General features: G+C 59.8%; 25 protein-coding genes. 17 read left to right on the forward strand and 8 right to left on the reverse strand.

The features are described from left to right. Positions 1 to 108 precede the first annotated feature (108 nt). The 5 genes from ICA15_RS11455 (at position 109) to ICA15_RS11475 (ending at position 4,007) form a co-directional block, all read left to right on the forward strand. Positions 109 to 681, forward strand: coding sequence for a YqgE/AlgH family protein (locus ICA15_RS11455; RefSeq protein ID WP_150617864.1), 573 nt, complete (start codon positions 109 to 111; stop codon positions 679 to 681). After that, positions 681 to 1,118, forward strand: a complete 438-nt coding sequence (ruvX, locus tag ICA15_RS11460; protein ID WP_042561537.1) for a Holliday junction resolvase RuvX — start codon at positions 681 to 683, stop codon at positions 1,116 to 1,118. The genes ICA15_RS11455 and ruvX overlap by 1 nt, the downstream gene beginning before the upstream one ends. Positions 1,119 to 1,200: 82 nt before the next feature. Next, positions 1,201 to 1,707 (forward strand): bifunctional pyr operon transcriptional regulator/uracil phosphoribosyltransferase PyrR, encoded by a 507-nt coding sequence (pyrR, locus tag ICA15_RS11465; RefSeq protein ID WP_210553471.1) that lies wholly within the window; start codon positions 1,201 to 1,203, stop codon positions 1,705 to 1,707. Between the two features lie 27 nt (positions 1,708 to 1,734). After that, on the forward strand, positions 1,735 to 2,739 hold the full coding sequence (locus ICA15_RS11470; RefSeq protein ID WP_007913665.1) for an aspartate carbamoyltransferase catalytic subunit: 1,005 nt from the start codon (positions 1,735 to 1,737) through the stop codon (positions 2,737 to 2,739). After that, positions 2,736 to 4,007: a dihydroorotase gene (locus ICA15_RS11475; RefSeq protein WP_210553470.1), complete on the forward strand. Its 1,272-nt coding sequence runs from the start codon at positions 2,736 to 2,738 to the stop codon at positions 4,005 to 4,007. The genes ICA15_RS11470 and ICA15_RS11475 overlap by 4 nt, the downstream gene beginning before the upstream one ends. Before the next feature lie 184 nt (positions 4,008 to 4,191). Here the strand turns inward: ICA15_RS11475 and ICA15_RS11480 are convergent, their stop codons facing one another. Further along, a complete protein-coding gene (locus ICA15_RS11480) occupies positions 4,192 to 4,626 on the reverse strand; it encodes an NINE protein (protein ID WP_150601974.1) in 435 nt (144 codons plus the stop codon). Between the two features lie 248 nt (positions 4,627 to 4,874). Here ICA15_RS11480 and ICA15_RS11485 point away from each other — a divergent pair, with 248 nt between their 5' ends. After that, the gene (locus tag ICA15_RS11485) at positions 4,875 to 5,492 is read left to right on the forward strand and encodes a C40 family peptidase (RefSeq protein ID WP_150617838.1); all 618 of its coding nucleotides are present in this window, start codon (positions 4,875 to 4,877) and stop codon (positions 5,490 to 5,492) included. A gap of 111 nt (positions 5,493 to 5,603) precedes the next feature. Here ICA15_RS11485 and ICA15_RS11490 read toward each other — a convergent pair whose 3' ends face one another. Beyond that, positions 5,604 to 6,638 carry a type IV pilus twitching motility protein PilT gene (locus tag ICA15_RS11490; RefSeq protein ID WP_007953348.1) on the reverse strand — a complete coding sequence of 345 codons (1,035 nt, stop codon included), beginning with the start codon at positions 6,636 to 6,638 and terminating at the stop codon, positions 5,604 to 5,606. A 56-nt stretch (positions 6,639 to 6,694) separates the two neighbouring features. On the opposite strand from ICA15_RS11490, the gene ICA15_RS11495 reads away from it, so the two are divergent. The 10 genes from ICA15_RS11495 (at position 6,695) to ICA15_RS11540 (ending at position 13,733) form a co-directional block, all read left to right on the forward strand. Beyond that, positions 6,695 to 7,381, forward strand: coding sequence for a YggS family pyridoxal phosphate-dependent enzyme (locus ICA15_RS11495; protein ID WP_150597569.1), 687 nt, complete (start codon positions 6,695 to 6,697; stop codon positions 7,379 to 7,381). 23 nt (positions 7,382 to 7,404) lie between these two features. After that, positions 7,405 to 8,223: a pyrroline-5-carboxylate reductase gene (proC, locus tag ICA15_RS11500; RefSeq protein ID WP_210553469.1), complete on the forward strand. Its 819-nt coding sequence runs from the start codon at positions 7,405 to 7,407 to the stop codon at positions 8,221 to 8,223. 10 nt (positions 8,224 to 8,233) lie between these two features. Continuing rightward, on the forward strand, positions 8,234 to 8,824 hold the full coding sequence (locus ICA15_RS11505; RefSeq protein WP_042561545.1) for a YggT family protein: 591 nt from the start codon (positions 8,234 to 8,236) through the stop codon (positions 8,822 to 8,824). Next, a complete protein-coding gene (locus ICA15_RS11510; RefSeq protein WP_103304308.1) occupies positions 8,821 to 9,111 on the forward strand; it encodes a DUF167 domain-containing protein in 291 nt (96 codons plus the stop codon). Before ICA15_RS11505 ends, ICA15_RS11510 begins: the two co-directional genes overlap by 4 nt. Before the next feature lie 247 nt (positions 9,112 to 9,358). Then, the gene (metX, locus tag ICA15_RS11515) at positions 9,359 to 10,498 is read left to right on the forward strand and encodes a homoserine O-succinyltransferase MetX (RefSeq protein WP_150601979.1); all 1,140 of its coding nucleotides are present in this window, start codon (positions 9,359 to 9,361) and stop codon (positions 10,496 to 10,498) included. Between the two features lie 7 nt (positions 10,499 to 10,505). Next, the gene (metW, locus tag ICA15_RS11520; protein ID WP_042561548.1) at positions 10,506 to 11,126 is read left to right on the forward strand and encodes a methionine biosynthesis protein MetW; all 621 of its coding nucleotides are present in this window, start codon (positions 10,506 to 10,508) and stop codon (positions 11,124 to 11,126) included. An 18-nt stretch (positions 11,127 to 11,144) separates the two neighbouring features. After that, entirely contained in the window at positions 11,145 to 11,579 is a 435-nt protein-coding gene (locus ICA15_RS11525; protein ID WP_210553468.1) for a DUF4426 domain-containing protein, read from the forward strand. After that, on the forward strand, positions 11,576 to 12,172 hold the full coding sequence (rdgB, locus tag ICA15_RS11530; protein ID WP_042561550.1) for an RdgB/HAM1 family non-canonical purine NTP pyrophosphatase: 597 nt from the start codon (positions 11,576 to 11,578) through the stop codon (positions 12,170 to 12,172). The genes ICA15_RS11525 and rdgB overlap by 4 nt, the downstream gene beginning before the upstream one ends. Then, positions 12,169 to 13,374 carry a radical SAM family heme chaperone HemW gene (gene hemW / locus ICA15_RS11535; RefSeq protein ID WP_224450874.1) on the forward strand — a complete coding sequence of 402 codons (1,206 nt, stop codon included), beginning with the start codon at positions 12,169 to 12,171 and terminating at the stop codon, positions 13,372 to 13,374. The genes rdgB and hemW overlap by 4 nt, the downstream gene beginning before the upstream one ends. 35 nt (positions 13,375 to 13,409) lie before the next feature. Continuing rightward, the gene (locus ICA15_RS11540; protein ID WP_150593591.1) at positions 13,410 to 13,733 is read left to right on the forward strand and encodes a DUF3392 domain-containing protein; all 324 of its coding nucleotides are present in this window, start codon (positions 13,410 to 13,412) and stop codon (positions 13,731 to 13,733) included. Between the two features lie 114 nt (positions 13,734 to 13,847). Here ICA15_RS11540 and ICA15_RS11545 read toward each other — a convergent pair whose 3' ends face one another. The 5 genes from ICA15_RS11545 to ICA15_RS11565 all read right to left on the reverse strand — a co-directional run bounded on the left by ICA15_RS11545 (position 13,848) and on the right by ICA15_RS11565 (position 17,243). Next, on the reverse strand, positions 13,848 to 14,636 hold the full coding sequence (locus ICA15_RS11545; protein ID WP_210553467.1) for a hypothetical protein: 789 nt from the start codon (positions 14,634 to 14,636) through the stop codon (positions 13,848 to 13,850). Positions 14,637 to 14,833: 197 nt separating this feature from the next. Next, complete coding sequence (gene trmB, locus ICA15_RS11550; protein WP_008083818.1) at positions 14,834 to 15,559, reverse strand: tRNA (guanosine(46)-N7)-methyltransferase TrmB; 726 nt, start codon at positions 15,557 to 15,559, stop codon at positions 14,834 to 14,836. 8 nt (positions 15,560 to 15,567) lie between these two features. After that, the gene (locus ICA15_RS11555; protein ID WP_150601984.1) at positions 15,568 to 16,362 is read right to left on the reverse strand and encodes a thiazole synthase; all 795 of its coding nucleotides are present in this window, start codon (positions 16,360 to 16,362) and stop codon (positions 15,568 to 15,570) included. 60 nt (positions 16,363 to 16,422) lie between these two features. Then, complete coding sequence (gene thiS, locus ICA15_RS11560; protein ID WP_210553466.1) at positions 16,423 to 16,623, reverse strand: sulfur carrier protein ThiS; 201 nt, start codon at positions 16,621 to 16,623, stop codon at positions 16,423 to 16,425. 248 nt (positions 16,624 to 16,871) lie between these two features. Continuing rightward, positions 16,872 to 17,243 (reverse strand): DUF423 domain-containing protein, encoded by a 372-nt coding sequence (locus ICA15_RS11565; protein WP_210553465.1) that lies wholly within the window; start codon positions 17,241 to 17,243, stop codon positions 16,872 to 16,874. A 74-nt stretch (positions 17,244 to 17,317) separates the two neighbouring features. Between ICA15_RS11565 and mtgA the strand changes: the two genes are divergently transcribed. Next, positions 17,318 to 18,040 carry a monofunctional biosynthetic peptidoglycan transglycosylase gene (gene mtgA / locus ICA15_RS11570; protein WP_150601986.1) on the forward strand — a complete coding sequence of 241 codons (723 nt, stop codon included), beginning with the start codon at positions 17,318 to 17,320 and terminating at the stop codon, positions 18,038 to 18,040. A gap of 135 nt (positions 18,041 to 18,175) precedes the next feature. Here mtgA and rpoH read toward each other — a convergent pair whose 3' ends face one another. Beyond that, the gene (rpoH, locus tag ICA15_RS11575; RefSeq protein ID WP_042561557.1) at positions 18,176 to 19,030 is read right to left on the reverse strand and encodes an RNA polymerase sigma factor RpoH; all 855 of its coding nucleotides are present in this window, start codon (positions 19,028 to 19,030) and stop codon (positions 18,176 to 18,178) included. Positions 19,031 to 19,073: the final 43 nt, after the last annotated feature.

The raw sequence follows: 19,073 nt of genomic DNA on the forward strand, positions 1-19,073 counted from the left end.
GGCAGCTCCTACAATTGCCCCGCATTCCCATGTAGGAGCTGCCGAAGGCTGCGATCTTTTGGCGGCTTCAGCTTGTCAGTTCGCCCCTTGAACGCCACACTAGCGCACATGAAAAACGTCAGCCCCAGCTACCTCAAGCATCAATTCCTGATCGCCATGCCACACATGGCCGACCCGAACTTTGCCCATACCTTGACCTACATCGTCGAGCACACGGCCAATGGCGCCATGGGGATCGTGGTCAATCGACCGCAAGAGCTGAATCTGGCTGACATCCTCGAGCAATTGCGTCCGGACATCGATCCGCCGGCACTCTGCCAGCACGTGCCGATCTTCATCGGCGGGCCGGTACAGACCGATCGCGGTTTTGTCCTGCACCCGGCGGGCAAGACCTTCCAGGCCACCGCCGAGCTTGAGGGCGACCTGGCACTGTCCACCTCCCAGGACGTGCTGTTCGCCATCGCTGACGGCATGGGGCCGGCAAAAAGCCTGATCGCGCTGGGTTACGCCGGTTGGGAAGCCGGGCAACTGGAGGCCGAAATGGCCGACAACGCCTGGCTGACCTGCCCGTACGACGCCGACATCCTGTTCAACACCAGCAGCGAACTGCGCCTCGAAGCGGCGGCCAGGCACTTGGGGATCAACCTCAACCTGCTGACCAGCCAGGCAGGGCACGCCTGATGGCCCTGCGCCTGATTCTCGGCTTCGACTACGGCACCAAACAGATCGGCGTAGCGGTCGGCCAGGTGATCACCGGCCAGGCCCGAGAGCTGTGCACCTTGAAAGCGCAGAACGGTGTGCCCGACTGGAACCAGGTCGAAGCGCTTATAAAGGAATGGAAACCCGACGCCGTCGTCGTCGGCCTGCCGTTGAACATGGACGGCACACCCAGCGACATGTGCGTGCGCGCCGAGAAATTCGCCCGCCGCCTCAACGGCCGCTACAACCTGCCCTTCTATACCCACGATGAACGCCTGACCACGTTCGAAGCCAAGGGCGAGCGCCTGGCGCGTGGCGGTCAGAAGGGCAGTTACCGCGACAACCCGGTGGACGCCATCGCTGCCGCTCTGCTGTTGCAGGGCTGGCTCGATGAAAACACTGCTTTATTTGAATCCTGACAAGCGCTACGGCGCTTTTCTTTTGGCTAAAATCTCGAGCCACCTCCGGCAGGATGGAGCTCGGGTCGAAGAAGGAGCAACCATGAGTCTGCCCAATCCCGCCGATCTGATCAGCCAGATGGCGATCCGCCTCAAGGCGCACCTTGCTCAACGCGGCGTCAGCGAACCGCGATACATCGGTATCCGCACCGGCGGTATCTGGGTCGCGCAGGCGCTGCTCAAGGAACTGGGCAGCGACGCGCCGCTGGGCACGCTGGATGTTTCCTTCTACCGCGACGACTTCAGCCAGAATGGCCTGCACCCACAAGTGCGCCCGTCTGCCCTGCCCTTCGAGATCGAAGGCCAGCATCTGGTGCTGATCGACGACGTGCTGATGAGCGGCCGCACCATCCGCGCCGCCATGAACGAATTGTTCGACTACGGCCGCCCGGCCAGCGTGACGCTGGTGTGCCTACTCGACCTCGACGCCGGCGAGTTGCCGATCCGCCCGAACGTGGTCGGCGCGACCCTGTCGCTGGCCGCTCACGAGCGCGTGAAGCTGTCCGGGCCCGAGCCGCTGACGCTTGAACTGCAAGATTTCACCCTTTAATCCGCCCTATTGAGAGTCCCCCTCGCGATGACGCCTCTAGATACCAAGCGCCCGCTGCAGCTCAATGATCAGGGCCAGCTGCGCCACTTCCTCTCGCTCGACGGTCTGCGCCGCGAGTTGCTGACGGAAATCCTCGACACGGCCGACTCGTTCCTTGAAGTCGGCGCCCGAGCGGTGAAAAAAGTCCCGTTGTTGCGCGGCAAGACCGTGTGCAACGTGTTCTTCGAAAACTCCACCCGCACCCGCACCACCTTCGAACTCGCCGCCCAGCGGTTGTCGGCGGACGTGATCACACTGAACGTGTCGACCTCGTCGGCGAGCAAAGGTGAAACCCTGCTCGACACCCTGCGCAACCTGGAAGCCATGGCCGCCGACATGTTCGTCGTGCGCCACGGTGATTCGGGCGCTGCGCACTTCATCGCCGAACATGTTTGCCCACAGGTGGCGATCATCAACGGCGGCGACGGCCGTCACGCGCACCCGACGCAGGGCATGCTCGACATGCTGACGATTCGTCGGCACAAGGGCGGTTTTGAAAACCTCTCGGTGGCCATCGTCGGCGACATCCTGCACTCGCGGGTGGCGCGCTCGAACATGCTCGCCCTGAAGACCCTCGGCTGCCCGGACATTCGCGTGATCGCGCCGAAAACCCTGCTGCCGATCGGCATCGAGCAATACGGCGTCAAGGTCTACACCGACATGACTGAAGGCCTCAAAGACGTCGATGTGGTGATCATGCTGCGCCTGCAGCGTGAGCGCATGACCGGCGGCCTGCTGCCAAGCGAAGGCGAGTTCTATCGCTTGTTCGGCCTGACCACCGCGCGTCTGGCCGGGGCCAAACCCGATTGCATCGTCATGCACCCGGGGCCGATCAACCGTGGGGTGGAAATCGAGTCAGCGGTGGCCGATGGCCCGCACTCGGTGATCCTCAATCAGGTGACTTACGGCATCGCGATTCGTATGGCCGTGTTGTCCATGGCCATGAGCGGGCAGACTGCCCAGCGCCAATTCGAGCAGGAGAACGCCCAGTGAAGCTCAGCATTCTCGGCGCACGCGTCATTGATCCAAGCAGTGGCCTGGATCAAATCACCGACATTCACATTGAAGCCTGCAAGATCATCGCGCTCGGCGCGGCGCCGGCCGGTTTCAGCGCAGTAGAAACCATCGACGCCACCGGCCTGGTGGCCGCTCCGGGTCTGGTCGACTTGAACGTCGCCCTGCGCGAGCCGGGCTACAGTCGCAAAGGCTCGATCGCCAGCGAAACCCGCGCCGCCGCGGCCGGCGGTGTGACCAGCCTGTGCTGCCCGCCGCAAACCAAACCGGTGCTGGACACCTCAGCTGTGACCGAATTGATCCTCGACCGCGCTCGCGAGGCCGGCAATACCAAGGTGTTCCCGATCGGCGCCTTGAGCAAAGGTCTGGACGGGGAGCAGCTCGCCGAACTGGTTGCCCTGCGTGACGCCGGTTGTGTGGCGTTCGGCAACGGTCTGGAGAGTTTCCGCAACACCCGCACCCTGTGCAGGGCGCTGGATTACGCGGCGACGTTCGACCTGACGGTGATCTTCAACTCGCAGGATCACGATCTGGCCGAGGGTGGTCTGGCCCACGAAGGCGCCGTCGCCAGTTTCCTTGGCTTGCCGGGCATTCCGGAAACCGCTGAAACCGTGGCACTGGCCCGCGACCTGTTGCTGGTCGAGCAGACCGGCGTGCGCGCGCACTTCAGCCAACTGACCAGCGCTCGCGGTGTTGCGCTGATCGCTCAGGCTCAGGCCCGTGGTTTGAAGGTGACGGCGGACGTGGCGCTGTATCAGTTGATTCTGACCGACGAAGCGCTGATCGACTTCAGCAGCCTCTATCACGTGCAGCCACCGCTGCGCACCCGCGCTGACCGCGATGGTCTGCGCGAAGCAGTGAAGTCCGGGGTGATCTCGGCGATTTCCAGCCATCACCAACCGCATGAGCGTGACGCCAAACTGGCACCGTTCGGCGCGACTGAACCGGGCATCAGCAGCGTTGAACTGTTGCTGCCGCTGGCGATGACGCTGGTTGAGGATGGTTTGCTCGATCTGCCGACCCTGCTGGCTCGCCTGAGCGCCGGCCCGGCCGAAGCGCTGCGCCTGCCGGCGGGCAAACTGGCGGTGGGCGGTGCGGCGGATATCGTGCTGTTCGATCCGAAGACATCGACGGTGGCCGGTGAACACTGGCGGTCGAAGGGCGAGAACTGCCCGTTCATGGGTCACAGCTTGCCGGGTGTGGTTCGCTATACGCTGGTGGATGGGCGGATCAGCCACCAGGCCTGAAAGCAAAAGATCGCAGCCTGCGGCAGCTCCTACAAGTTGGAACGCATTCCATTGTAGGAGCTGCCGCAGGCTGCGATCTTTTGATCTTCACTCAGCGTTGCCCCAATCGCCAGCAGGCTGGCTCCCACATTGGATCGGTGAACGACACAAATCCCCTGTGGGAGCTGGCCTTGCCAGCAATGGCTTACTGAAAGGTGCCGCGATTCTGCGCGTTGCGCACCGAGACCTGATCATTCAGTGTCCAGAAGTCATACAGCACGCCAATAAAGAACAACCCGCCGGTCAGCAGGTACAACAAGCCGCTGATCCACTTGCCCTGGTACATCCGGTGCACGCCCAGCACACCGAGAAACGTCAGCAGAATCCACGCCACGTTGTACTCGATCGGCCCGTCGGCAAAGCGCAGATCTGCCTCGCGATCCATTGCCGGGATCAGAAACAGGTCGATCAGCCAGCCAATTCCCAGCAAACCGAAGGTGAAAAACCAGATCGTCCCGGTCACAGGCTTGCCGTAATAAAAGCGGTGGGCACCGGTAAATCCGAAGATCCACAGCAGGTAACCGATGATTTTGCTGTGGGTGGTTTTTTCCTTCACACGGGGTAGCTGATAGCTGTTCATGAAGACCTCGATGCACTCGATAGATAAATATTCTTGAATTCTTTGTGACTTTTTTACAGGTAGCCGACGTATGGCAAATGTTACCGTCGCTACCGTGAAAGCCTTATAGCACCGGACCTCTGTCCGACAATCGCGTCAATTTGCCGCTTATTTGGTTCCGTAGCCTCCCGTTTGAATCGACCAACGGCCTCGGAAGTCACAAAAAAGCTGTTATAAAGTTGCGCGCTATCACTTAAGAGCCACGCCGAATGCGACCATTTTTCAAGACATGGCTAACTATTTGCCTATTAATGCCACTGGCCGCCCACGCCACCAATCGTGAGCAACGTCTTCCTAACGTTAACGGCTTTACCCCTAAATCCCACGCTTCTGCCCCATCGAGCAAAAGCAAACAAAGCAAAATCACCACGCTGAGCAGCAAAAGCCGCAGCAGTCTGGTGCCGCCGATGGCGAGCAAGGAAAGCAGCAACGTCCTGAGCCGCGCGGTAAACGTCCTCGGTACTCCTTATCGTTGGGGCGGCAGCAGCCCAAGTAAAGGCTTTGATTGCAGCGGCCTGGTGAAATACGCGTTCAACGACGCCACATTTGACCTGCCACGCACTTCCAATGCCATGGCCAGCGGCCACGGTGAGAAAGTCGAGCGCAAGGACCTGAAACCGGGCGATCTGATTTTCTTCAAACTCAAGAGCCGTCGGGTCAATCACGTTGCTATCTACATGGGCAACGACCGCTTTATCCACGCGCCACGTCGTGGCAAGTCGGTGAGCATCGATACGCTGAACAAGCCGTATTGGCAGAAGCATTATGTGGTTGCCAAGCGTGTATTACCGAAAGAGCAAAGCCAGATGCGCGTCGTTCAGCGCTAAAAGTCAAAAGATCGCAGCCTTCGGCAGCTCCTACAGGATTTTGTGTTCATCCGCGATATGTGGACGTACATGACCTGTGTAGGAGCTGCCGAAGGCTGCGATCTTTTGCTTTTAAAAGTTATCCGGCGTACGCGCCTTCTCCCGCGCATGCTCGCGACTGATCAGGCCCTTGGTCACCAGATCCTTCAGGCACATATCCAGTGTCTGCATCCCCAGCGACCCACCGGTCTGAATCGCCGAATACATTTGCGCCACCTTGTCCTCGCGGATCAGGTTACGGATCGCCGACGTTCCCAGCATGATCTCGTGCGCCGCCACCCGCCCGCCGCCGATCTTCTTGATCAGCGTCTGCGAGACCACTGCCAGCAGTGACTCCGACAGCATCGAACGCACCATGGATTTCTCGTCACCGGGGAACACGTCCACCACACGGTCGATGGTTTTCGCGGCAGACGTCGTGTGCAGTGTGCCGAATACCAGGTGCCCGGTCTCGGCCGCGGTCAGCGCCAGGCGAATGGTCTCCAGATCGCGCATCTCGCCCACCAGAATCACGTCCGGATCTTCTCGCAATGCCGAACGCAGAGCCGTAGCGAAACTGCGGGTATCGCGGTGGACTTCACGCTGATTGATCAGGCATTTGCGCGACTCGTGAACAAACTCGATCGGATCTTCAATGGTCAGGATGTGATGGTGGCGATGGGTGTTGAGGTAGTCGATCATCGCCGCCAGCGTGGTCGATTTACCGGAACCGGTCGGCCCGGTGACCAGCACCAGCCCACGCGGAGCATCGGTGATCTTGCGGAAGACGTCGCCCATGGCGAGGTCTTCCATGCTCAGCACTTTCGACGGAATGGTGCGAAACACCGCACCCGCGCCACGATTCTGATTGAAGGCATTGACCCGAAAACGCGCCACGCCGGGGACTTCGAAGGAAAAGTCGGTTTCCAGATGTTTCTCGAAGTCGACCCGCTGGGTGTCGTTCATGATGTCGTAGATCAATTCGTGCACTTGCTTGTGATCCAGCGCCGGCAGATTGATCCGCCGCACATCGCCATCGACGCGGATCATCGGCGGCAGACCGGCCGACAAGTGCAGGTCGGAAGCGCCCTGTTTGGCGCTGAAGGCCAGCAGTTCAGTGATATCCATAGCGCTCCTCAATTCCAGTAGAATGCCGCGAACCTTCAGACTCACGGCGCCTCTTGATGTCCACGATAGCAGACAACATCCTTCAGGTTAGTTCGCGCATCCAGGCCGCCACCGCTGCTGCCGGACGCGCTGAAAACAGCGTGCAGTTGCTGGCCGTGAGCAAGACCAAACCTGCCGAGGCCCTGCGTGAAGCCCACGCCGCCGGCCTGCGCGACTTTGGCGAGAACTATCTGCAAGAGGCCCTGAGCAAACAGCTCGAACTGGCCGACCTGCCCTTGATCTGGCACTTTATCGGCCCCATTCAATCGAACAAGACTCGCGCGATTGCCGAGCATTTCGAATGGGTGCACTCCGTGGATCGTCTGAAAATTGCCCAGCGCCTGTCCGAACAGCGCCCGGCCGACCTGCCGCCGCTGAACATCTGCATTCAGGTCAACGTCAGCGGTGAAGCCAGCAAGTCCGGCTGCACCCCGGCCGACCTGCCGGCGCTGGCGAATGCCATCAGCGCCTTGCCACGCCTTAAGCTGCGCGGCTTGATGGCGATTCCCGAGCCGACTGAAGATCGCGCCGAACAGGACGCCGCATTTGCTGCCGTGCAACGTTTGCAGGCCAGCCTGAATCTGCCGCTCGACACACTTTCCATGGGCATGAGCCATGACCTTGAGTCGGCCATTGCCCAAGGCGCCACCTGGGTGCGAATTGGTACCGCCCTGTTTGGCGCACGCGACTATTCCCAATCTTGAAATTTTCCAGATAAGGACCTGACATGAGCGACACACGTATTGCCTTTATCGGTGCCGGCAACATGGCCGCCAGTTTGATCGGCGGCCTGCGGGCCAAGGGTCTGGAAGCTGCACACATCCGTGCCAGCGACCCGGGCGAAGAAACCCGCGCCAAGGTCAGCGCCGAACACGGCATTGAAACTTTCGCCGACAACGCTCAGGCCATCGAAGGCGTCGATGTCGTCGTGCTGGCGGTCAAGCCCCAGGCGATGAAAGCCGTTTGCGAAGCGCTTCGCCCGAGCCTCAAACCCGATCAACTGGTGGTCTCCATCGCCGCCGGCATTACCTGCGCGAGCATGACTGCATGGCTCGGCGAGCAGCCGATCGTACGCTGCATGCCCAACACCCCGGCGCTGCTGCGTCAGGGCGCCAGCGGTCTGTACGCCACCAGCGAAGTAACCGCCGAGCAACGCCAGCAAGCCGAAGAGCTGCTGTCCGCCGTCGGCATCGTGCTGTGGCTGGATGAAGAACAACAACTGGACGCGGTGACTGCCGTTTCCGGTTCCGGCCCTGCGTACTTCTTCCTGTTGATCGAAGCCATGACCGCCGCTGGCGTCAAACTCGGCCTGCCGAAAGAAACCGCTGAGCAGCTGACCCTGCAAACCGCGCTAGGCGCCGCGCACATGGCGGCTGCCAGTGACGTCGATGCTGCCGAACTGCGTCGTCGCGTGACCTCGCCGGCCGGCACCACCGAAGCCGCGATCAAATCATTCCAGGCCGGGGGCTTCGAAGCCCTGGTCGAAAAAGCACTCGGCGCCGCCGCGCACCGCTCGGCCGAAATGGCCGAACAACTGGGCAAATAAGGAGCCTTACATGATTGGATTGAACACCGCAGCGGTTTACGTGCTGCAAACCCTCGGCAGTCTGTATCTGCTGATCGTGCTGCTGCGCTTTGTCCTGCAACTGGTGCGGGCGAACTTCTACAACCCGCTTTGCCAGTTCATCGTCAAAGCGACTCAGCCGCTGCTCAAGCCGCTGCGCCGGATCATCCCGAGCATGTTCGGTCTGGACATGTCATCGCTGGTGCTGGCGATTCTGGTGCAACTGGCGCTGATGGCGCTGACCCTGCTGCTGACTTACGGCACCATCGGCAACCCGCTGCAACTGCTTATCTGGTCGCTGATCGGCGTGACTGCGCTGTTCCTGAAGATCTTCTTCTTTGCCCTGATCATCAGCGTGATCCTCTCGTGGGTCGCTCCGGGCAGCCACAACCCGGGCGCTGAACTGGTCAACCAGATCTGCGAGCCAGCCCTGGCACCGTTCCGCAAGTTCCTGCCTAACCTCGGTGGTCTGGATCTGTCGCCGATCTTCGCCTTCCTCGCGCTGAAGCTAATCGACATGCTGGTGATCAACAATCTGGCGGCGATGACGATGATGCCGGAAATCCTCCGTCTGCTGATGTGAGCTGGTTTCGTTGGGACGGTGACGACCTGATTCTGGAGTGTCACCTGCAACCGGCCGCCCGCAGCGATGATTTCTGCGGGCTGCACGGTGATCGCCTGAAAATCCGCCTGACTGCGCCACCGGTCGAGGGCAAGGCCAATGCGTATCTGATGGGTTTTCTGGCCAAGGCGTTTGGGGTGTCCAAGAGCCAGGTCAGTTTGCTCAGTGGCGAGTTGAACCGGCAGAAGCGAGTGAAGATCTGCTCGCCGAAGAAGTTGCCGGATTTGCCTGACCTGGTGCGCCCCTGACCGACTCAACAAGACAACCCCTTTGGCGAGGGGATTTATCCCCGATGGGGTGCGCAGCAGCCCTGTGCGATCGTCTGGTGCGCCAGATAAATAGCGTTGGCAGGATTTGGGGCCGCTCCGCGACCCATCGGGGATAAATCCCCTCGCCACAGGGGTTGTGATCAATGAACGATCAGGCCCGATCGTTGCTTGCGGCTAACCCCCCCGGTCTTTAGACTTACGCCTCATTTCAACGAGAGCAGGGTCGATGCCAACTGCCTTTCCCGCCGATTCTGTTGGTCTGGTGACGCCGCAAACGGCGCACTTCAGCGAACCTCTGGCCCTGGCCTGTGGCCGCTCGCTGCCAGCCTATGACCTGATCTACGAAACCTACGGCACGCTGAACGCACAGGCGAGCAACGCCGTGCTGATCTGCCACGCCTTGTCCGGCCATCATCACGCCGCCGGTTATCACAGCGTCGACGACCGCAAACCCGGTTGGTGGGACAGCTGCATCGGCCCTGGCAAACCGATCGACACCAGCAAGTTCTTCGTGGTCAGCCTGAATAATTTGGGTGGCTGCAACGGCTCCACCGGCCCGAGCAGCATTAACCCTGAGACCGGCAAACCGTTCGGTGCCGATTTCCCGGTGCTCACCGTGGAAGACTGGGTGCACAGCCAGGCGCGTCTGGCGGACCTGCTCGGCATCGGCCAGTGGGCAGCGGTGATCGGCGGTAGCCTCGGTGGTATGCAGGCGCTGCAATGGACCATCACTTACCCGGATCGCGTGCGTCACTGCCTGGCCATCGCCTCGGCGCCCAAGCTGTCGGCGCAGAACATCGCCTTCAATGAAGTGGCACGCCAGGCGATTCTCACTGACCCCGAATTCCACGGTGGTTCGTTCCAGGAAGCGGGTGTAATCCCCAAGCGCGGCCTGATGCTGGCGCGCATGGTCGGCCATATCACCTACCTGTCCGATGACTCGATGGGCGAGAAATTTGGCCGTGGCCTCAAGAGCGAGAAGCTCAACTACGACTTCCACAGTGTCGAGTTCCAGGTCGAAAGCTACCTGCGTTATCAGGGCGAAGAATTCTCCGGACGCTTCGACGCCAACACCTATCTGTTGATGACCAAGGCGCTGGACTACTTTGATCCCGCGGCGAACTTCGACGATAACCTGGCGAAAACCTTCGAGAATGCCACGGCCAAGTTCTGCGTGATGTCGTTCACCACTGACTGGCGTTTCTCCCCGGCGCGCTCGCGTGAGCTGGTGGATGCGCTGATGGCGGCGCGCAAAGACGTCAGCTATCTGGAAATCGACGCACCGCAGGGCCACGACGCCTTCCTGATTCCGATCCCTCGCTACTTGCAGGCGTTCGGCAATTACATGAACCGCATCACGCTGTGAGAAAGCCATGAGAGCTGATCTGGAAATCATCCAGGAATGGATCCCCGCCGGCAGCCGCGTCCTCGACCTCGGTTGTGGTGACGGCGAACTGCTGACCTGGCTGCGCGACAACAAGCAGGTCACCGGTTATGGCCTGGAAAACGACGCGGACAACATTGCCCAGTGCGTGGCCAAAGGCGTCAACGTCATCGAGCAGGACCTGGACAAGGGCCTCGGCAACTTTGCCAGCAACAGTTTCGACATCGTCGTGATGACCCAGGCCCTGCAAGCCGTGCACTACCCGGACAAGATCCTCGACGAAATGCTGCGGGTCGGTCGCCAGTGCATCATCACCTTCCCCAACTTCGGCCACTGGCGCTGCCGCTGGTATCTGGCGAGCAAGGGACGCATGCCGGTGTCGGAGTTTTTGCCCTACACCTGGTACAACACGCCGAACATTCACTTCTGCACCTTTGAAGACTTTGAAGAACTTTGCCGCGAACGTGACGCGAAGGTCATTGATCGGCTTGCCGTGGATCAACAGCACCGCCACGGGTGGGCCAGTAAGCTATGGCCTAATCTATTAGGTGAGATTGGTATCTACCGCGTCAGCAGCCCGGTGCTAGCAGATCACCAAATCGCGGTCTGACATTCGAGGAGAACGATCATGGGACGTTTGATTGGCACGCTGTTGGCGGCATGCCTGAGCTTTTCGGCAGTCGCCGCCGACGCGATCAAGGGCGAGCGCAAGGAAGTGTTTGGTGATGTCACCGTTCACTACAACACCTTCAATTCCACCTTTCTCACGCCTGACATCGCCAAGGCTGCCGAACTGATCCGCAGCAAGAACCAAGGCGTGATCAATGTTTCGGTGATCAAGGACGGCAAACCACTCGTCGCCAACGTCACCGGCACGGTCAAAGACCTGACCAGCAAAAGCGTGCCGCTGAATTTCCGCCAGGTCACCGAACAGGGCGCGATCTATTACATCGCCCAGTACCCGGTAAACCAGCAGGAAACCCGCACCTTTGAAATCAAGGTGCAGAGTGGCGACAAGATCAACACCATCAATTTCAACCAAGAACTTTTCCCCGGCGAATGATGAACCTCAAGCAGCTCGTACTGGCCAGCCACAACGCCGGCAAACTCAAGGAACTCCAGGCCATGCTCGGCGAATCGGTGCAACTGCGCTCGATCGGCGAGTGGAGCAACGTGGAGCCGGAAGAAACCGGTCTGTCGTTCGTCGAGAACGCGATCCTCAAGGCGCGCAATGCCGCACGCATTTCCGGGCTGCCGGCGCTGGCCGACGATTCCGGTCTGGCGGTGGACTTCCTCGGCGGTGCGCCGGGCATCTACTCGGCACGGTACGCCGACGGCAAGGGCGATGCGGCGAACAACGCCAAACTGCTCGACGCCTTGAAGGACGTTCCTGAGGCCGAGCGCGGCGCGCAGTTCGTTTGTGTTTTGGCACTGGTGCGTCACGCTGACGATCCGCTACCGATCCTCTGCGAAGGCTTGTGGCACGGACGCATGCTGACGGCGGCCAGCGGCGAACACGGTTTTGGTTACGACCCGTTGTTCTGGGTACCGGAACGCGATTGCTCCAGCGCCGAGCTGACGCCTGCCGACAAGAACCAGATCAGCCACCGCGCCCGTGCAATGGATCTGCTGCGCCAGCGTCTGGGCTTGAAATGACCCGTGACTCTTCTGCGTCGTCGCTGATAGTCGGCGGCGCCGCTTCTTCGCCTCGCGCTCCGCTGCCGACATTGCCGCCTCTGTCGTTGTACATCCACATTCCGTGGTGTGTGCGCAAATGCCCGTATTGCGACTTCAACTCGCACACCGCCAGCCCGGTGCTGCCGGAGCAGGAGTACGTCGACGCGCTGCTGGCCGATCTCGATCAGGATTTGCATGCGGTCTACGGTCGCGAGATCAGCTCGATTTTCTTCGGTGGCGGTACGCCGAGCCTGTTCAGCGCCGAAGCCCTTGGGCGTTTACTGGAAGGCGTCGAACAGCGTATTCCGTTTGCTCACGACATCGAAATCACTCTGGAAGCCAATCCCGGGACGTTCGAGCAAGAGAAGTTCGTCGCGTACCGCAAACTGGGGATCAATCGCCTGTCGATCGGTATCCAGAGCTTCCAGCAGCAGAAGCTTGAAGCTCTCGGCCGCATCCACAACGGTGACGAAGCAGTGCGCGCCGCCGGCATGGCCCGTCAGGCCGGGTTCGATAACTTCAACCTCGACTTGATGCACGGTTTGCCCGATCAGTCGCTGGACGATGCGCTGAGCGATCTGCGCCAGGCCATCGAACTGAAGCCGACGCACATTTCCTGGTATCAACTGACGCTAGAACCGAACACGGTGTTCTGGAACCAGCCGCCGGTGCTGCCGGAAGACGACACGCTGTGGGACATTCAAGAGGCCGGGCAAGCACTGCTGGCCGAGCACGGTTACGCGCAATACGAAGTGTCGGCTTACGCCCAACCCGGTCGCCCGGCGCGGCATAACCTCAATTACTGGAGTTTCGGCGACTTCATCGGGATTGGCGCGGGTGCGCATGGCAAGTTGAGTCATCCGGACGGCCGCATCGTACGGACGTGGAAGACGCGGCTGCCGAAGGACTATCTGAATCCGGCGAAAAACTTTCAGGCTGGCGAGAAATCGCTGACTAATGATGAGCTGCCGTTCGACTTTCTGATGAACGCGTTGCGCCTGACTGATGGTGTGGAGTCGCGCCTGTATCCGGAGCGCACCGGGCTGTCGCTCGACAGTCTCGCCGAGGCCCGCGCGGACGCCGAACAAAGCGGCCTGTTGCAGGTCGAACCGTCACGTCTGGCGGCCACCGAACGCGGACAATTGTTCCTCAACGATTTGCTGCAGAAATTTCTGAGCTGAGCCCAACGCCCAATGGCAGCCCTAAGGAAAAACCCATGGATTTGATACTCGACCTGCTCGCCACCGTCTCCCGCTGGAGCCGCAGCAACCTCTCGGAAATCGCATTGGCGCTGGTGGGCTGCCTGCTGGTGCTGTTCGGCGCTGACTTCAAAGGCTGGGTCGAGCAACGTCTGGGCAGCATTGCCGGCGCCCTGCGCGTCCCGCTAATGGCGCTGCTGTGCATGGTCGGTAGCGGCGCAGCACTGATCTACGCCACACCATGGGTGATCAAAGGCCTGAGCCAGTTCAACAACTACAGCCTGGCGCCAGTGTTGTTGGTGGTACTGGTGCTGATCGGCGTAGTCGCTGACCGCCGCTGAATTTCAATACATACAAAACAACTGTAGGAGCTGCGGCACGCTGCGATCTTTTGATCTTGAAAAACAAAATCAAAAGATCGCAGCGTGCCGCAGCTCCTACACTGATCGCATTCATTACTTGGCCGTCGTACCGCCGAACTCCTTCTCGTAAAAATCCTTGAGCCTCATAGCGTCAGTGCAACCGAGTGCCAACGCCTGATTCAGATAATCCAGATTAAGTTTGTCCGGCTGACCTTTGTCGTTAAAACGTGTCCCCGCCAGAATGTAATAAGCCTCTGCTCGATACTGATCGTAAGTGAGAAACAGGGATTGGCTCTTCGCCTGCAAATAGGCAAACACCTTTTTTGTCTTCAGCACATCACGCTGGTTTTCGAAACACAGTGAGCGCTTAGTCGCCATTGGGTAATTTGCCTGATGCTTATCTTCTTGCTGAAGAGAATCCTGCAACTGACCTATGTAATTGACGTGGCCCGGACTCTTTAAATCAAAGCGCATGTACGCCACGTCACACTGGTGGAAATAAGAAACAGCGGCGGCCAGCAAACCTTCATCCATGGCTTTTTGCAGAGGCTCACAGAACTGCTTTCGCTCCTCTGGGGACGGACCAAATTTGCTGTCCATATTGGCCAGCATATATGTGGCTACGGTGTGTCCGCCTTGTGAGGCCTTCTCCAGGTCGTGCCGGAACCCGGACATCATAACTTCTGCTTTCTCCGAAAATTCAGGGGCAGTCTTGGGATCCAGCGTTCCATCGGCCTCGCGCTTTAACATCTCTTCAAAAATCTGGCGCATTTGCTCCGACGTTTCTTGCGCTCGCTCAAAGTATTCATCAGGCGTGACAGGCTCGGCGGCGGACACAGTCGAGCACAGCAGTAAAAGCACATAGGCAAGAAAGAGCTTCACAACAGGAATTCCTTTTCAGGTATATGGATCTAGATCTTTCGCGGTTCGACACCAATCTTGAGCACACCTGAAACAACTGTGGGAGCGAGCTTGCTCGCGAAGGCGTCGCGTCAGTCAACATCATTGTTGACTGAAGCGACGCCTTCGTGAGCAAGCTCGCTCCCACAGGTTTATCTATAGACTGTATTGCTTGGTGCTTACGACTGCTTTTCGAACTTCAGATCCCACACGCCGTGGCCAAGACGTTCGCCGCGGCGTTCGAACTTGGTGATCGGGCGTTCGGCCGGGCGTGGGACGCACTTGCCGTCTTCGGCGAGGTTGCGGTAGCCCGGGGCGACGTTCATGACTTCCAGCATGTATTCGGCGTACGGCTCCCAGTCGGTGGCCATGTGCAGAATGCCGCCAACCTTCAACTTGCTGCGCACCAACTCAGCGAACGACGCCTGAACGATACGACGCTTATGGTGACGGCTCTTGTGCCACGGATCCGGGAAGAACAGCATCAGGCGGTCGAGGCTGTTGTCGGCGATGCAGCGGTTGAGCACTTCGATCGCATCGCAATCGTAGACCCGCAGGTTGGTCAGGCCCTGCGTCAGTACGCCATTGAGCAGCGCGCCGACACCCGGACGGTGAACTTCAACGCCGATGAAATCCTGATCCGGTGCAGCAGCGGCCATTTCCAGCAGCGAATGGCCCATGCCGAAACCGATCTCCAGCGAGCGCGGTGCCGAGCGGCCGAAAACCTGATCGTAATCCACCGGCGCATCGGCCAATGGCAGCACAAACAGCGGCGTGCCTTGATCCAGACCTTTCTGCTGGCCTTCGGTCATGCGCCCTGCGCGCATCACGAAACTCTTGATGCGGCGGTGTTGGCGCTCGTCGCCCTCTTCCGGCTGGATAGGCGTGTCGTTCGATTCAGTCATCTTGGCTCTTACTTGATCAGACCATCCAGCGGCGAAGAGGCGCTGGCATAGAGTTTTTTCGGCATGCGACCGGCGAGGTAGGCCAGACGGCCCGCGACGATCGCATGTTGCATGGCTTGGGCCATCATCACTGGTTGACCGGCGTGGGCGATCGCCGAGTTCATCAGTACGGCGTCGCAGCCCAGTTCCATGGCGATGGTGGCATCGGAAGCGGTGCCGACACCGGCGTCTACCAATACCGGAATCTTTGCTTCTTCGAGGATGATCTGCAGGTTGTATGGATTGCAGATACCCAGGCCAGAGCCGATCAGGCCGGCCAGCGGCATGACGGCGATGCAGCCGATTTCCGCCAGTTGACGGGCGATGATCGGGTCATCACTGGTGTAGACCATCACGTCGAAGCCTTCCTTGACCAGCGTTTCGGCGGCCTTGAGGGTTTCGATCACGTTGGGGAACAGGGTTTTCTGGTCGGCCAACACTTCCAGCTTCACCAGATTGTGGCCATCGAGCAGCTCACGGGCCAGGCGGCAGGTGCGCACGGCTTCGATCGCGTCGTAGCAACCGGCGGTGTTCGGCAGGAAGGTGTAGCGATCCGGCGACAATACATCGAGCAGGTTCGGTTCGCCTTCGATCTGGCCCAGGTTGGTGCGGCGCACTGCGAAGGTGACGATCTCGGCACCCGAGGCTTCGATGGCCTGGCGGGTTTCATCCATGTCACGGTACTTGCCGGTACCGACCAGCAAACGCGACTGGTAAGTACGACCGGCCAGCACAAAAGGCTTGTCGCTACGAACGATGCTCATGGGGAATCCTCTTTAGGGGTGAGGGTCTTGCAGAATTCTGTGCCCTTGCGGGCCGCGCGACTAGCCGCCGCCGATGGCGTGCACCACTTCTACGTTGTCGCCTTCATTGAGCGTGGTGCTGGCATGCTGGCTGCGCGGGACGATATCCAGATTGAGTTCCACTGCTACCCGGCGTCCGGTCAGTTCCAGACGGGTAATCAGGGCCGCAACGGTTTCACCGTCGGGCAGTTCAAGGGATTCGCCGTTCAACTGAATGCGCATGCGCAATGCCGCCATCATTTTTAGGGGCTGGCATTCTAGCCCGATCAGACAGGGCGACCCAAGCCATTCGTCTTGAAACCCGCTGCCCCGGTGAATTGGCCAGGCCCCTGTAGGAGCTGCCGCAGGCTGCGATCTTTTGATGTTGTTTTTCAAGATCAAAAGATCGCAGCCTGCGGCAGTTCCTACAGGGAGCGGTTTGCGATCAGATACAGAGAGCGGTTTCCGATCAGTTCAGGTCGGAGGGTGGGTCAGGTCAGGCGCCAGGCGGCGACGCCCAGGCACAGCCAGCCGACGAGAAACGCCAAGCCGCCGAAGGGGGTGATGATGCCCAGCTTACTGATGCCGGTGGTGGTCAGCAGGTAGAGGCTGCCGGAAAACAGCAGGATACCGACAGTGAACGAGATACCGGCCCAAGTGACCAGTCGCCCCTGAATCTGCGTCGCCAGCAAGGCCACGCCGAATAACGCCAGTGTATGCACCAGTTGATAGGTGACGCCCGTGTGGAAAATCGCCAGATACTCAGGTGTCAGGCGGTTTTTCAGGCCATGGGCGGCGAACGCACCCAATGCAACGCCCGTGAAACCAAAAAAAGCGGCCAGCATCAAAAAGCCACGCAGCATTGGGAACTCCAGTCAGACTCGATCGGCAGGGTCTGTATAATGGCCCGCTCCACGGGTTCGGCCAAGCCATCTCTATGTTGCGTTCAATTTTCCGTCGTCTCACGAAGGCCCTGCTCTGGTTCGCGGGGGGCAGCGTATTGCTGGTGCTGATATTTCGCTTCGTACCGCCGCCGGGCACCGCGCTGATGGTCGAGCGCAAGGTCGAATCCTGGATCGACGGCGAGCCGATCGACCTGCAGCGCACCTGGAAGCCGTGGGACGAGATTTCCGACGATCTCAAGGTGGCGGTCATGGCTGGCGAAGATCAGAAGTTTCCCGAGCATTGGGGCTTTGATTTCAGCGCAATCCAGGCTGCTCTGGCGCATAACGAACTCGGCGGCTCAATTCGCGGCGCCAGTACGTTGAGCCAGCAAGTGTCGAAAAACCTGTTTCTGTGGGCCGGGCGCAGCTATCTGCGTAAAGGCCTGGAAGCCTGGTTTACTGCGCTGATCGAGGTGTTGTGGCCCAAGCAGCGGATTCTCGAGGTGTACCTGAACAGTGTCGAGTGGGATGACGGCGTGTTTGGCGCCGAAGCCGCTGCGCGACATCATTTCGGCGTGAGCGCGAAATCGTTGTCCCGACAGCAAGCGAGTTATCTGGCGGCGGTATTACCCAATCCGCGGGTGTGGAGTGCGAGCCATCCGACGGCTTATGTCGCGCGCCGGGCTGGCTGGATTCGGCAGCAAATGAGTCAGTTGGGTGGGACGAGTTATCTGCTGAGTCTGAATGATTCGCGGCGGGTGCCGTGGGCGCAGTGACTTCAAGATTCGGCAGCTCCCACAGGTGAATGCGGGTCCCGTGTAGGAGCTGCGGCACGCTGCGATCTTTTGATCTTCAAACAAAAACGCCCTGATCATCGCTGATCGGGGCGTTTTTTGTTGTCGAGGCGCCGGTTATGCGGCAATCGACAACTTGAGCTTGTTCATCGCGCTCTTTTCGAGCTGACGGATTCGCTCGGCCGACACGTTGTACTTCTGCGCCAGGTCGTGCAGCGTGGCTTTCTCTTCTGCCAGCCAACGCTGGTAGAGGATGTCGCGGCTGCGTTCGTCCAGCACTTCCAGTGCTTCGTGCAGGTTGTTGTTGGAGTTGTCGCTCCAGTCGGCATCTTCCAGTTGACGCGCCGGGTCGTACCGGTGGTCTTCCAGATAGTTGGCCGGCGACTGGAAAGCGCTGTCGTCGTCCGCTTCCGCAGCCGGGTCGAAAGCCATGTCATGGCCGGTCAGGCGACTTTCCATCTCGCGCACTTCCCGCGGCTCGACGCCGAGGCTTTCCGCCACACGGTGGACTTCCTCATTGTTCAGCCACGCCAGACGCTTCTTCTGGCTACGCAGGTTGAAGAACAGCTTGCGCTGGGCCTTGGTGGTCGCGACTTTCACAATGCGCCAGTTGCGCAGGATGAACTCGTGAATTTCCGCCTTGATCCAGTGCACAGCGAACGACACCAGGCGCACACCCATTTCCGGGTTGAAGCGCTTTACGGCCTTCATCAGGCCGACGTTACCTTCCTGGATCAGGTCAGCCTGAGCCAGACCGTAGCCGCTATAGCTACGGGCAATGTGTACGACAAAACGCAGGTGGGCGAGCACCATCTGCCGAGCCGCCCCCAAATCCTGCTCATAATAGAGACTCTCGGCCAGTTCACGCTCCTGCTCCGGCGTCAGCAATGGAATGCTGTTCACGGTGTGCACATAGGCTTCCAGGTTTGCGCCTGGAACCAACGCGTACGCAGGTTGCAAAGAATTGGTCATACGAAAAAACCTCCGACTTACATACTCGTGCTTCTCAGCACTG

Origin of the sequence: Pseudomonas sp. P116 (assembly GCF_020149425.1) — a bacterium.
Taxonomy (GTDB): Bacteria; Pseudomonadota; Gammaproteobacteria; order Pseudomonadales; family Pseudomonadaceae; genus Aquipseudomonas; species Aquipseudomonas anatoliensis.